The organism is Deltaproteobacteria bacterium GWC2_65_14, assembly GCA_001797615.1.
In the GTDB taxonomy this organism is placed as follows: Bacteria; Desulfobacterota; Deferrimicrobia; order Deferrimicrobiales; family Deferrimicrobiaceae; genus GWC2-65-14.
This window is the reverse complement of sequence record MGPV01000012.1, coordinates 1-12,262: the sequence shown is the minus strand read 5'-3', so window position 1 is coordinate 12,262 and position 12,262 is coordinate 1. Positions and strand designations below refer to the sequence as shown.

Here is a 12,262-nt window from a genome sequence, read left to right as displayed (position 1 = left end):
GTCTTATTCTCTTCACACCCACTTTCTCTCCGGGGTACACGTAGATGTTGATGCGGGTGCCAGGGCGTGGATCCGCATACAGATGGTAGCCATCCATTCCCCTCCGATACGATACCCAATTCCCTTCCTCACGCTTTGTGAAACCAACTCCCTTCAGGCGCTCCTCCGCCCATTCAAGGCCTTCCTGTGAGCGGCAGCTCCCCGCGAATCCCTCCAACAGGCCCCCCACTATCCCGGGGCCTATCAGGAAAACAGGCTCCGTCTTGTGACGATGGTCGAGTTTCATCGGAATCACGGGTCAACCTCTTCCGAAGACGCAGGGAACACGATCACCCCTTACGCGACAATCTTTACGCAGTTCTGGCCTCCGAATTCATTCGCGACGCCGCAAGAACAATATGGATCGTTCTCCCGGTTGCCGTCGGCAAAAAAACGGTACTCGTATCTTCCCGTTTCAAGGGAGAGAGTCGCCTTCCACGTTCCCTTCTTATCCTTTTTCATCGGATTCGCCTGGGTATTCCAGTGGTTGAAACTCCCTGCCAGGGAAACTTCCTTCGCCTCCGGGGCAGATATTTCGAATTTATTATATAAAACAATTACTTTCAAGATATTCCATTCACGTACAAATGTCAACTACCCGTTACCCGTTACCTATCCCTTAATGATTAGTTAGGCCTTTGCCCGTTTCGGATGAACCAACCGAAGCTCTTGTTCGATCCGCTCACCCAAGAAAATCTTGAGCAATGACTGATAGGGAACATCCCGCTTGTTCGCCAGGAGTTTCAGTTCCTCAATCATTGATTCGGGAAGCCGCACGGAGATGGTCCTAAGAGATGGTTTAAGATTTGGAAAAACCACCCGCTGCGCTTTCTTCCAGTTCACATACTCCGTCGAATCCGCAGATTCCCAGAACCGCCTCTCTTCGGCCTCCGATGCAAATTTGGGTACTTTTTTCATGATGACTCGTACACCTTCCTTTCCTTCCGATTCATGTCCCGCGCCGATATGACTCGGATCATGTCCTTTCTGACCACGATCACGACGAACAGGAGCCGCCCTCCATGGCCCACGGCCAGCACCTTGGCCCATTCCGCCTCGGCGAGCTTCCGGTAGACCGCCAGCCCTTCCTCTCCAAGGATACGCGCGTACGTCTGCGCGGCGCCGTGGAAGGTATCCCAATCCGTTCGCAATTCCCATTCGAAGAGCCTCCTTGCCAACGCTTCCGGCTCGGGTTTGGCCTTCTTGCACGCCTCGTGATGGATTTCCTGGAGACGTTCGAGGATTCCGCCCATGTGGCCGTCCGAGTCGTCGACGGATTCGATCGCCTTTTCGACGGCGCGGTAATCCACGAAACCGCCTGCGTCGACCGCCTCGTCGATGGCCCGACGATACGTGGCCACATCAAGCCCCTTTGGGCCTTTCCTCGCCGCCTTCATGAGCAGACGCTGCCGCAATCGGTCGTCCTCCATCGCCTGATCGACGAGCATGTCGGCAAGCGTGCCTTTGTCCATTGTCGCAAGACGGGTTCGGACGTCCTGCATCGTCACGGCCGGCTTCGACCGGCTCTTGCCGTGTGTCACCGGATGCCTGCCCTCGATCCATGTATTCCGGCCAATCGCGGACAGGGTTCCGAACTTGTCGCGACAGAGAGCATTGCTGATATTTTTCTCGTCCGTCCTTAGAGGACGGTTCGCTTCCTGTATCGGTCCAGAAATTCCCGCGGCGTGAGAACCATCACGCGTTGGCGCAGCCTGCCGGGAAAATGGACCCGGTTCCCCGTGACAAGACATGCCGCCCGCCCGGCGATTGCGACCTCAAGGAACGGTTCGTCGGCGGGATCGGGAAGGGCTTTCCGCAGGGGCGAAGACGCCACCGTCCGCCCCCTGAGGTCGATGAAATCCAGTAACGCATCGACCTTTTCCTCTTCGAACCGGAATTTCGGCCGTTTCAGGACTTCGCTGTATTCGGTCACGATCCGGGCATCGAGACAGAGGGTCAATTCCCCGGAGGAAACCATCCGTACGATCTCCCCGCACGGACCGAACGGCGACAACAGGCCCGCCACGAGGACGTTCGTGTCGAGGACGATGTTCAACGGCGGCGCTTTTCCCGGACCGCCCTGATCTCCGCATCGATCTCTTCGGAAGACAATCTGTCGGTTCCCTGCTCCGCCGACCGGCGCTGAATGGCCGCTACCGCTGCGATGGCCCGGGCCTGGCGAATCGCCGCCAACGACTCCTCGACGTTCGACTCACCGACCGATGACAGAATGGCGATGGGCCGGCCGTTGCTGGTGACGACCATCTCCTTCTCTCCCGGCAGATCCTTCCAGACTTTCGCGGCCTTTCCCCGCAAATCGCGCACGCTCAGAAATTTCATATCGCGTCCTCCATCGTGTAACGATTATGTACACGATCGTTGCGCAATGTCAACGGCAACATGGACTATAATCCCCAGCAACCGGGCGAGGCCCAGGGTGTCCTGCAGTTCATACCATGCGAATGCGTTCGTTGAAGTTCACAGTAAAGCCGGGGGGAAAGAAAACAGCCTCAGGTCGACATTCTTCGGCCCGCTGGGATTGGAGCGCTCTCAGCCAGTTCCTCGAACTGGCTGATCCGGACCGCGCCATCCGGGAAGACGGCCTTGATCTCCAGTTGGCCTCCCATCGCCTCGATGAAATTCCGCAGAGTGCTGATGTACATATCCGTCCTTCGCTCGAGCTTCGAGACGGACGCCTGGTTGATCCGGAGGATCTCCGCGAGATGCTTCTGGGACATCTCCCGTGCGTGCCGCAGCTCGTATAGCGGCATCTCGGCCAGCATCTCCTTGGCCCTCGTCTCCGCCCTCGCCCTGGACGCGGGAGACATTTTTGCTCTTAGTTCCCCATATGGACGCGTCCGGATTTTTTTCATGGCTTATTCCTCTCCTCTTCCAATGACTTCAAGTGTTCGTCATATATCTTTTCGGCTTTCGGGACATACTTCCTGTACCATCTGTCATCCCCGAATTTCTTTCCTCCGATGAGCAGGAGTGCAACCCGGCGCGGATCGAACGCATAAAGCACACGATATGGTTCACCCTCGTGTTGTATCCGCAGTTCACGCATGTTCCCGTGACGCGATCCCCTGACATCCGAGCTGTATGGATACGGAAGCGCAGGACCAAGCTCTTCCAACAATCGGACCGACGCATCCACGCTTTCCTGTTCTCCTTCGCCCAGGGAATCCCACCATGCCCCGAACTCGTTCGTGTACTCGACAGCCCACCTCATTCCGGATTATGCCTCTGGGGGAATGTGTTGTCAATGCCTTCCAAGGAATAATTCAGAGTGCCCACATGAGCACAGTAGAATGGGTAACCCTTTGCCGGTCCACTTACCGAACACCAGGAGTCCGAGACCCATCCTGTATATCCCCACAAACATCAGGTTTCCTCAGGAAATCCTGTCTTGTATGAATATATTGCACGGTGAATGCCAGCCGGGGGCCGTGCAGACGCAGCGTGTCACTTGGACTCCGTCCCGCACTGCTACAACTTGAACGCGCTTGCAGGAGACGGACAACAGCAAGCGAATTTGGTATGCCTATGCCGCGGTTCTCAGAATTTAGGTCTGTCGAGTGCTTTGACGCGACCCTGGCCACTGTGTCCGGCACGCTGGAGTTGTCGAGACCCTACTCGCCTTTCACCGATCAGAGCGATTGGAGATGCAGGATGCCGGCGTCGACGGCGTCCTTCGCGAGCTCGACAAGATGACTGTGGTGGGTGAGGAAGATGACCTGCGTTCTCTTCGCCAGCTCCGCCATGATGTTGAGCGCCGCCTTCGCCCGGATATCGTCGAAGTTCACCAAGGCGTCATCGACGAGCAGCGGAAGCGGCTCGCCCTCCCCGCCGAATTTTTCGAGGGAGGCCCCCCGTAGGGCGAGATACAGCTGGTCCTGAGTGCCGTCGCTCATCCCCTGCACCGAAACCTTCTCGCTTCCCGGCCGCAAACCGACGAGAACGGGGGTGTCCCCGGCGTCGTAATCGGGGGCAAGACCTGCGAACCTCCCTTGCGTCACGCTCGCAAACAATTCCGACGCGCGGCGAAGCACAGGCCCCTGGCTGCGTTCCCGGTACCGCTCGATCTCCGCCCGCAACACCTTGGCCGCAAGTCGGAACTGAATGGGACATCTCCGCCATAGCCCGGAAATTCCTCGACTGGTATCTCGCCAACCCGGAGCGCCGCTCCGATTGGGACGAACTGGCGCGGGCAACCGACCCGCAAAACTTCCCTCTGGACCGGGCCGCCAGGCACCTGGTCAACATGCCGCTCGGAAAGATGGCAAGAACGGGGGAAAAGTTCTTTGAACTGGACCGTGGCAAGGCCCGCTTTGCGATCCGGATGAACTGCCGGGAATATTGGGGCGATCCTCGATTCCTGGACCTGCTCGCCGACCGGGTCAGGTACGCCCTGGCGCGCTACTTCTACCGGAAAGAGGCTGAAACGGATATTCCCATCGCCACCGCCCGATCCACCTACGCGGATTCCCTTACAAAGGCCGTCGCGGAAAACCTGGATGAAATCATGAATGGAGAGGAAGTGACCTTCGAAACCGGCGAGAGAGGCGGCTATCCGGGAGACATGACGGTTACCTTGCTACCCGACAACAATCGAACCTTCAAAGCGATATGGAGCAACCAGGATATCACCCGCTTTCCGGCTCGAATCAAGGCCGTCGCCACGGGGCTCTTCAGAAACGGTTGTTACGGAAAGTTCCGAATCATCCACCACGCTGGGAATATAACCGTAAGAAGAGTTTGATCCGCCGCCAGGTTGCGTCGCCCTCAGCCGGACGGTCAAATACCGTGCGGAATGACTACAGGTGCGCGGAATCTTTCCGGCTGAGTATATAAGACCGGAGGACCGGGACGTCCGCCGGGGCCCAGTCGAGATCCAGAGATCTCCCCAGGAGATCTCCTTGTGTTCCAAGAGCTCGATGGATCCCCCGGCGATTCTACAGACCAAAGGGAGGAGCGCGATGGCCTTGTCGGCATACCTGTACGGTGAGGCCGGCAGAGACCGGAGGATTTCCACATCGACGCCCATCTCCTCCCGGATCTCCCTGACAAGGCAGGTTTCCGGAGTCTCTCCCTCTCCAACCTTGCCGCCGGGGAATTCCCATTTGAGCGGCAGGCTCATCGTTTTGCTGCGCTGGGCGGCCAGAATGTGGCCATCCCTTTCAATGACGGCGCAGGTTACCCTCAAGGCGCTGGGATTGTTCATTACTCTTCCATTTCGAAATTTATTTTCGGGATATTTCCCGCCGTCACTTCATCCACATCACAAGGTTAAGAAACGCCACAGAAAGCAGCATCTTGCCTCGCTATCCTCGAAAGACGCACTCGTTGTGCCATCTCAGGTATTCCGCGGATGGGCGATGCACCGGGTTTCCGGGCGGACGGACTGGTTCGCCGTGCAGCCTGTAATAGTCACGACCGTTCTCGAACTCCTCCCGAATGCGGCGGCTGACCTCGACGACAAGGTCCGGCGTCACGGTCACGTAGCCCCGGTCGAACAGGGCGTGAAGGTCTCTGCGCAGAAGCAGGCCGTTTTCGACCCGGTGCCCGCCGCTGTCCGAATACGGCTTGATATGGGCGGCATCCAGAGCAGGAAGAGTACGCTCATTGGTCAGCGCGCAACGCCGCTCATACGCATCCGTCACTATCACGCGAAAGGATCCCTGGCCAAGACGGGGTAGTGACAAGATCGGCCTGCCGTACCTCGCTTCTTCTTCCCGCACCTCCAAGGCGGCTCCTCTTGCAGTCTGCAACCGGGCCCAAAGCGTCAGGCCGGGTTCAACCGTCAGGTCGTAGCCGCGCCCCTGGACGATGTTCGGGCTCCAATCGTGCGGCACCCCAACCCACTGGTCTTCACGGAGGAAGAACGGCTGCTCGAGGAGAATGCATCCGATGATGTAATCAGTGGAATGATCCTGCCCTTGACGGCGATATCGTTCGACGCGGGACCGCATCTGCACGAGATCAGCGGCGCCGTTTGCCATCCCGAAGGCCTCCCACGCAAGGCTGATCGGCAACAGACTGGAATGCGCGAAGAGACCTCCACCGACGATGTAATTCCGCGGACTGTGCAGCTTGAAGAGGAACAGCTCGCCGGGGTTCAGGGCACGGAACTGGCGGGAGCCGGAAGGTTGCCAGAAGTTCACCTCCTCGAGCTCCGGGCGGGTGCGCAGCAGATCGAACCAGTCCCAGTCGGTGATCCCTACGAATGCATTCATGCACTCGCTCGCCTGGCCTGCGGGCTCATGACGATCCCTTCCTGCTCTCTGCTACGGACGATTCCCCGTCTCCATCCGGCTCCTGAAAAAGTTCTCTGTTTCCCTGTCGAGGAAATGAACGTAACACCCCTTCATACCCCTTGAAAGAAGGACCCTGTAGGTGTTTTTTACCAGGTTGACGAATTTGTCTCCGGATCTCTTCACAACGGTATCGTACGACTGACGTCTGTCCCCGACCCACTCCTGCCGGTCGAACCTGTAGATCAGGTCCGCACCGAATATGACGCCCACGAAATCGAACTCGAAACCTTGCGCCGTGTAGATACAGCCGATCTGATCGATGCCCCCCGGCTGATGGGCCCACAGCGATGCTTTGGGAATTCCCTTCGCCAGCCGGGATGCCTCCGGCCTTGCGTTCCAGGGCCGCAGGTAATCGCCGATCGCCACGTCCTCCACCAGGGTCCCGTCCGGCCTGGGCTTCGACCATTGCCAACAGAAGCCGGCGCTCATCCGGGCCGTGTAACCCTGAGCGGCTTTGTCCCGGATGGCTCCCTCAAGCGCCTGGGGTGAATCGAAGATCTCGAAGTCGAAGGACTCGTTCCCTTCCCACAGGACGTTGACCGTGCGCCGGATGCCTAGGGTATTGTCTATCCAGTTCACGAAGGCGTCCGATCCGCTGCAGCGGAACTGTGCCTCGAGCTCGTATTCGAAGATGCTGCATTTCATCGCCTGCGCGTGCCGCCGGATATACTCCACGGAGCCGATTTCGTTCGGCCGCACTACCTGGACGTCGTCGATCAGGAAAACGCACACTTTGGCGGCCCGCAACAGTTCCCCTATTTGCTCGAGGTCGGAGCGATCTGCCGAGGCAGTGAAGCGGCTGGCGCTGGTCTTGCGGATGCGGTGAGACTCATCCGCGATCAGGACATCGATCTCATCGGCCTGGGCGGCCGAATAGCTGTTGAAGTACTTGAACTGCACGGCTCCCCGGTTCCCGATGATGTTCCGGAGCGTCTCCGTGAATGCCCTCGACCCCGTGGCATAGTGGGCGTTGTAGCTGTTCAGCAGCAGGTCCGCCATGAGCTTGATGGCGATCACCGATTTGCCGGTCCCGGGGCCTCCCTTGATGATGATGGCGGTCTTGCGCCTGTCATGGAACCCCTTCTTCGCCAACGCGCGCACTTTGTCGTACGCGACGACCTGCTCATCCAGGAGGACATACCGGGAATTTCCGTTGATGACCTGCCCCACGTGCTCCATCAACTTTCGGCTGGGCCGGTAACGGCTTTCTTCGACCCGCTTCAGGACCTCCATGCCCCGGCCGGAACAAAGCCTCTCCTGCAGATAGCCCATGAGTGCCGGAGCATCATCCATGGTGAAAATCGGATCGCTTCTCAGCACGCCTTCAAACTTCGTATCGTACAGAACATCATCGGGATCATGGGGATAGTTGTGGAGATAGGCGCATGCCGCAAGGGACACAGGGTCATTTCCCTCGTGGAATGCCGTATGGGTATCCGACAGGTACATCCGGTAGCGTCCTACCTGCGCCGACGGATGCAGGACCTCCCGCGTCGTTCCCCCAACGAATGTGGCAACCTCGTTCTCCCCGTCCGCAGGGCCGCACTTCTCCCACTGCTTGAGCTCGACGATCACCGCGTTGTCGGCGTTGCTCTGCCCCTTTCCGGTGACCATGAAATCGAGACGACGGGAGGTGAGAGGAAGCTGGTACTCGAGCATGACTCCATGGTCCAGCAGTTCTCCGTATTGGAGTATCCCGGCCATGGCCCGGAGAGAGTTCTGCCACGAATGGACTTCGGCCTGGGGCGGGTTGTACCGGTAATGACCGAAGAAGGCATTCCTGAGCTTGCCGGCGATCTGGTTCAGGACCGTGTCTTCGACGAACTGTCCCGAGGTGCCGGCGTAGAGTCTCATTCGTCAGAGGTCGGTATATTTCGCTGCGCGGTTGCGGGCCTTGTCCACCGGATATTTTTCCTCGTTAGCCGCAAGCTTTTCGAGGACGATTTCCTCGAAGTCGAGCTTGTACTTCTCGAGGAGCATCAGGGCGAATATGAGCACGTCGGCCAGTTCTTCCCGAACCCGCTTCGGATCAGCGTCCTCCGGTTTTTTCCACAGGAACTGTTCGTTGAGCTCGGCGGCTTCGACGGAAAGCCCGAGGGCCAGGTCTTTGGGGTTGTGGAACTGGGCCCAGTTGCGCCGATCCCGGAATTCAAGAATCCGTGAAATAAGTTTATCCAAATCGCACTTCATGAAACCCCTCCGCTGCCCGGTCCCCCATATTGAATCACTGCCCTCGCATCAAGTCGAGGGATAGGTGACCTGCTCCCGGTTCTTCCCCGCACACTCCCCTGCCACATGGGCTACATACTCCCGATATCGGTCCGGGGAGATGACCCGGAAGTACGGCATCCAGCGCGCGAGGTGCTCGCGCAGGTCCATCTCGTTGTGGGCGTCGAAGGCCAGGACGAGGTTGCCGTTTCCCTTCCGCTCCACGATCTCCTGGCGGGGGAAGAAGAGCTTCCGCTCGAAGAAGTGGGCGACCTCCGCGTCGAACTCCACCGTCACCCGGTCGGGCGGGGCGTCGTGGAACCAGGCGGTCTGCGCCTCGGCCAGGGCTTGGCGGATCGGATCGGGGACTTCCGCGTAGCTCCTCCCCGCGGGCCGCACCCCCTCGATCATGTCGAGCAGGAATTTCTTCAGCATCCCGTCGTGCCGCGCCGCAAGGTACCAGAACCCGCCCGCGTAGAGGATCCGGTACGGCTCCACCGTGTAGCGCTTGCCGGACTTGCGGTAGCCGAAGGAGATCACCTCGCGGTTCTTGATGTGCCGCTCCAGGTCGAGCTGGACGGCCGCCACCTTCTCCATGTCGATCGCCTCGTCCTTGACGATCCGGTAGACGTCGGGCATCCGGAAGATCCGGTTCTTGAGCGACGTGAGGAATTTGGAGTGCTCGGGGCCGAAGATGTGGACCGCGTAGTCGATCAGGGCGCACACCAGCGACATCTCGGAGACGTTCAGGATCTTGTCGCTCACCACGTAGTCCGATGTGAGCGTGTAGCTGTGCTTTTCCTCGTCCGCGATAACGCACGGCAGGGCGGAAAGGTACAGGAGGTACCGCTGGGCCGTCCGGATGTTCACGCCGAACTCCTCGGCCACGACCCGCGAGGTGAGGACCTTCCGCTCGTTCAGGAGCCGCAGGAGCCGAAGCGCCCAGTCCATCATGGCCGGCTTGGTCATGGGGCGGGGCTTGGTCCGCCGCTTCGCCCCCCCGGACCAGGATCTCCTGGTCTTGGCCATCGCGCCCCTCCGCGCAAACTTGTCTGACTGCCGACTCCACGAATGTATCGCATCCCCCCGGGAAGGTACATCCGCCGAATCCGCCGGCTTCGATCGCGCTTTGCCATTTCCTTAATCTTTCCCGAGGCCCTTTGATCCGCCCCTTTGGGAGCGCGCTCCGGGGCCCTGGCACTCGAAGCACTCCCAGTACGCCCTTCCCTTCGCGCCCCGTTCGCGCGGAACGTGGATCACCCGCTCCTCCCGGCAGGAGAGGCACACAAGCGTCACGGCCATGAGTTTTCCCTGTTCCAATGGCCTCCGTCGCGGCGGCATCCGCTGCCCCCCCGTCTTTTGGGTCAGGATACGGGGAGGATGCGACAGTCCCTGTCGCATGGGAGCGAGAGAAGTCGACTCCGTAACCTATCCGGGGGCCTCTCAGCGCAACTGATGGCGAATCGCCATCAGCCTTCAAGAAATACCCTCGCATTCACCGAGACCATCAATGATGTGAGCGACCCGGCCGAAAGGGGAGGAAAGCGATACCTTGAGGTCGCAAATTGTGACCTCAAAAAAACCTCATTGTTTTCGTGACGTCCGGAGCCAATGGGCACGAGAATTGATGAGCAATCCGGCATGAGCGCCGATTTGAAATCGCAAATTGCGATATCAAAGCCACCCATTCGGGCGGAGGATATTTCTCAACGAATTCATATAATTCGTGGTCATCGTGTAATGCTGGATGCGGACCTGGCGGGATTGTACAGGGTGCCGACAAAGGTCTTTAATCAGGCTGTCAGACGGAACGCGGAACGATTCCCGGTAGATTTTATGTTCCAACTCTCGCGGGACGAAGCCCATTCTCTAAGGTCACAAATTGTGACCTTAGAGAGGCCCGGACGAGGCAAGTATCGGAAATATTTGCCTTTTGCCTTCACGGAGCAAGGCGTTGCCATGCTATCGGGTGTCCTCAACAGCCCGCGCGCCGTGCAAGTCAACATCGCCATCATGCGCGCGTTTGTCCGGATGCGGCGCATGCTCGTATCCCACGAGGAACTGGCACGAAAGGTGGACGCGCTCGAAGGAACGTATGACGCCCAATTTCGCGTGGTCTTCGACGCGATCCGGGCGCTCATGGAACCGCCCAGGATTCCAGGTCGGCGGATCGGGTTCTGAACCCTCGCCGGAAAGGACTTGTATGAATTTCGGCCGGGAATTGACAATACAGGTTATAGCCTGTATCCTTCAGGTATGACGGGCAAGGAGCTCGTCAGAATACTGAAGGCCGCCGGATGGGTTGAGGACCGGATAGAAGGTTCCCATCACATTCTCGTAAAAGGAACAAGGACGATATCGGTACCGGTACACGGGAAGAAAGATCTGAAGAAAGGAACATTGGAAGCACTCCGAAAGCTGGGTGGCCTGAAATGAAAATTGCATATCCCCTCAAAATCCACAAAGCCGAAGAAGGAGGATACTGGGCGGAGTTTCCCGGTCTTCCCGGTTGCGTTACCGAGGGAGACACGGAAGAAGAGCTTCTGAAAATGGCGAAAGACGCTCTTTCCGGGTGGCTTGCGGTGCGCTTTGAACGCAATTTTTCGATTCCCGAAGCGAAGTCCCTGAAGGGGAAAAACGTTCGCTGGGTCGAGCCCAGTCCCCAGGTATGTATCGCTTTGATGATTCGAAAAATTCGTACTGAATTGGGACTGAGCCAAAAAGAGGTGGCACGCCGCCTTCGCATCACGTACCAGTCCTACCAGGCATGGGAAAACCCAAAGGTCGCCAATCCCACGCTCAAACAACTGTCGAAGTTGGCTGATGCCGTCGGCAAGAAATTAATCGTCGAAATGGCGTGAAGTCACAAATTGTGACTTCACGCGGTCGGGGGGCCGCTTACTTCTTTTTCCTGACCGGCGCGCGCCCCTTCCCTTTTCGCGCCGCAGCCTCCCTCGCCCAGGAGGCCAGCTGCTCCTCGTCCTCGACGATCTCTTCCGGGACCTCGTAATACATCGTAGACGATGGCGAAGAAATCCGCCCCCAGGTAGAGCCCGTACCCGCCGAACATGGATCGGCAGGTGACGCCCTCCAGGGAGCGCAGCTGATCGAGCACGAAGTCCCGGAAGGAATCCTCTTTCCTTTTTGCGCACATGACCGCATAACCCTCAAGTATCCGTCTACCGGCTCGGCTCGCCGGTCCGGCAGGGCTGCATCAAGCGATTCGTCGAATGCCTTTTGAGCACTTCGCTCGTCGTGTCGCTGAGGATGTCGACGGGAATCATTCGATTCCTCCCTGCCCGATCGCTTTGCCGATCGAGTAGGCACGTCCGAGACGCTTTCCTACCCCGTGGTAGGTGTTGATCTCCGGGTCGAAGAGGATCGGCCTCACCTTCTCGATGTCGGGAAGTCCCTTCTCGCCGAGCACGGATTCCTCGGCCTTCACGTCCAGGATCTCCCCGACGAACTGGGTGTGCAGCCCGATCTCCAGCGTATGGAGAAGCCGACACTCGAGGACAAGGGGAAATTCCCCGACGTACGGTGCGTCCACGAGGATGCTCCGGACGGGGGTGAGCCCGGCGGCGGCGAACTTGTCGGCGTTCTTCCCGGATACGATGCCGATATAATCCGCTTCCCGGGCATGGGCCTCGGAGGGGACGCTGATCGTGAACGCCTTCCGCCCCACGATGTTCCCATAC

General features: G+C 58.7%; 14 protein-coding genes. 3 read left to right on the top strand and 11 right to left on the bottom strand.

Annotated features, from left to right (window positions below; all coding sequences use genetic code 11):
- Positions 1-669: 669 nt before the first annotated feature.
- The 6 genes from A2X88_02680 to A2X88_02655 all read right to left on the bottom strand — a co-directional run bounded on the left by A2X88_02680 (position 670) and on the right by A2X88_02655 (position 4,139).
- Entirely contained in the window at positions 670-957 is a 288-nt protein-coding gene (locus tag A2X88_02680; protein OGP35368.1) for a hypothetical protein, read from the bottom strand.
- Positions 954-1,580, bottom strand: a complete 627-nt coding sequence (locus A2X88_02675; GenBank protein OGP35367.1) for a hypothetical protein — start codon at positions 1,578-1,580, stop codon at positions 954-956. Before A2X88_02675 ends, A2X88_02680 begins: the two co-directional genes overlap by 4 nt.
- Positions 1,581-1,678: 98 nt before the next feature.
- A complete protein-coding gene (locus A2X88_02670) occupies positions 1,679-2,095 on the bottom strand; it encodes a putative toxin-antitoxin system toxin component, PIN family (protein ID OGP35366.1) in 417 nt (138 codons plus the stop codon).
- Positions 2,092-2,379, bottom strand: a complete 288-nt coding sequence (locus A2X88_02665; GenBank protein OGP35365.1) for a prevent-host-death protein — start codon at positions 2,377-2,379, stop codon at positions 2,092-2,094. The genes A2X88_02670 and A2X88_02665 overlap by 4 nt, the downstream gene beginning before the upstream one ends.
- Positions 2,380-2,549: 170 nt before the next feature.
- Positions 2,550-2,867 (bottom strand): transcriptional regulator, encoded by a 318-nt coding sequence (locus A2X88_02660; protein ID OGP35364.1) that lies wholly within the window; start codon positions 2,865-2,867, stop codon positions 2,550-2,552.
- Positions 2,868-3,689: 822 nt separating this feature from the next.
- Positions 3,690-4,139, bottom strand: coding sequence for a hypothetical protein (locus A2X88_02655; GenBank protein OGP35363.1), 450 nt, complete (start codon positions 4,137-4,139; stop codon positions 3,690-3,692).
- Positions 4,140-4,303: 164 nt separating this feature from the next.
- Here A2X88_02655 and A2X88_02650 point away from each other — a divergent pair, with 164 nt between their 5' ends.
- The gene (locus A2X88_02650) at positions 4,304-4,801 is read left to right on the top strand and encodes a hypothetical protein (protein ID OGP35362.1); all 498 of its coding nucleotides are present in this window, start codon (positions 4,304-4,306) and stop codon (positions 4,799-4,801) included.
- Between the two features lie 562 nt (positions 4,802-5,363).
- Here the strand turns inward: A2X88_02650 and A2X88_02645 are convergent.
- From A2X88_02645 to A2X88_02630, 4 genes are read right to left on the bottom strand one after another with little or no spacing between them, the layout of a single operon-like run.
- A complete protein-coding gene (locus A2X88_02645; GenBank protein OGP35361.1) occupies positions 5,364-6,275 on the bottom strand; it encodes a restriction endonuclease in 912 nt (303 codons plus the stop codon).
- A 51-nt stretch (positions 6,276-6,326) separates the two neighbouring features.
- Positions 6,327-8,210 (bottom strand): peptidase S24, encoded by a 1,884-nt coding sequence (locus A2X88_02640; GenBank protein OGP35360.1) that lies wholly within the window; start codon positions 8,208-8,210, stop codon positions 6,327-6,329.
- A gap of 3 nt (positions 8,211-8,213) precedes the next feature.
- On the bottom strand, positions 8,214-8,546 hold the full coding sequence (locus tag A2X88_02635) for a nucleotide pyrophosphohydrolase (protein ID OGP35359.1): 333 nt from the start codon (positions 8,544-8,546) through the stop codon (positions 8,214-8,216).
- 48 nt (positions 8,547-8,594) lie between these two features.
- A complete protein-coding gene (locus A2X88_02630) occupies positions 8,595-9,593 on the bottom strand; it encodes a hypothetical protein (protein ID OGP35358.1) in 999 nt (332 codons plus the stop codon).
- A 612-nt stretch (positions 9,594-10,205) separates the two neighbouring features.
- Here A2X88_02630 and A2X88_02625 point away from each other — a divergent pair.
- Entirely contained in the window at positions 10,206-10,745 is a 540-nt protein-coding gene (locus A2X88_02625; protein ID OGP35403.1) for a DNA-binding protein, read from the top strand.
- A gap of 251 nt (positions 10,746-10,996) precedes the next feature.
- On the top strand, positions 10,997-11,425 hold the full coding sequence (locus tag A2X88_02620) for a hypothetical protein (protein OGP35357.1): 429 nt from the start codon (positions 10,997-10,999) through the stop codon (positions 11,423-11,425).
- Between the two features lie 419 nt (positions 11,426-11,844).
- Here A2X88_02620 and A2X88_02615 read toward each other — a convergent pair.
- On the bottom strand, positions 11,845-12,262 hold a 418-nt coding region (locus A2X88_02615), incomplete at its 5' end, for a flavoredoxin (GenBank protein OGP35356.1).

What these genes read in the sequence shown, in the direction of transcription:
- A2X88_02650 (OGP35362.1), top strand. Translation starts at nt 4,304, where the DNA reads ATGCCGCTCGGAAAGATGGCAAGAACGGGGGAAAAGTTCTTTGAACTG.
- A2X88_02635 (OGP35359.1), bottom strand. Translation starts at nt 8,546, where the DNA reads ATGAAGTGCGATTTGGATAAACTTATTTCACGGATTCTTGAATTCCGG.
- A2X88_02620 (OGP35357.1), top strand. Translation starts at nt 10,997, where the DNA reads ATGAAAATTGCATATCCCCTCAAAATCCACAAAGCCGAAGAAGGAGGA.
- A2X88_02640 (OGP35360.1), bottom strand. Translation starts at nt 8,210, where the DNA reads ATGAGACTCTACGCCGGCACCTCGGGACAGTTCGTCGAAGACACGGTC.
- A2X88_02680 (OGP35368.1), bottom strand. Translation starts at nt 957, where the DNA reads ATGAAAAAAGTACCCAAATTTGCATCGGAGGCCGAAGAGAGGCGGTTC.
- A2X88_02625 (OGP35403.1), top strand. Translation starts at nt 10,206, where the DNA reads ATGAGCGCCGATTTGAAATCGCAAATTGCGATATCAAAGCCACCCATT.
- A2X88_02645 (OGP35361.1), bottom strand. Translation starts at nt 6,275, where the DNA reads ATGAATGCATTCGTAGGGATCACCGACTGGGACTGGTTCGATCTGCTG.
- A2X88_02665 (OGP35365.1), bottom strand. Translation starts at nt 2,379, where the DNA reads ATGAAATTTCTGAGCGTGCGCGATTTGCGGGGAAAGGCCGCGAAAGTC.
- A2X88_02630 (OGP35358.1), bottom strand. Translation starts at nt 9,593, where the DNA reads ATGGCCAAGACCAGGAGATCCTGGTCCGGGGGGGCGAAGCGGCGGACC.
- A2X88_02660 (OGP35364.1), bottom strand. Translation starts at nt 2,867, where the DNA reads ATGTCTCCCGCGTCCAGGGCGAGGGCGGAGACGAGGGCCAAGGAGATG.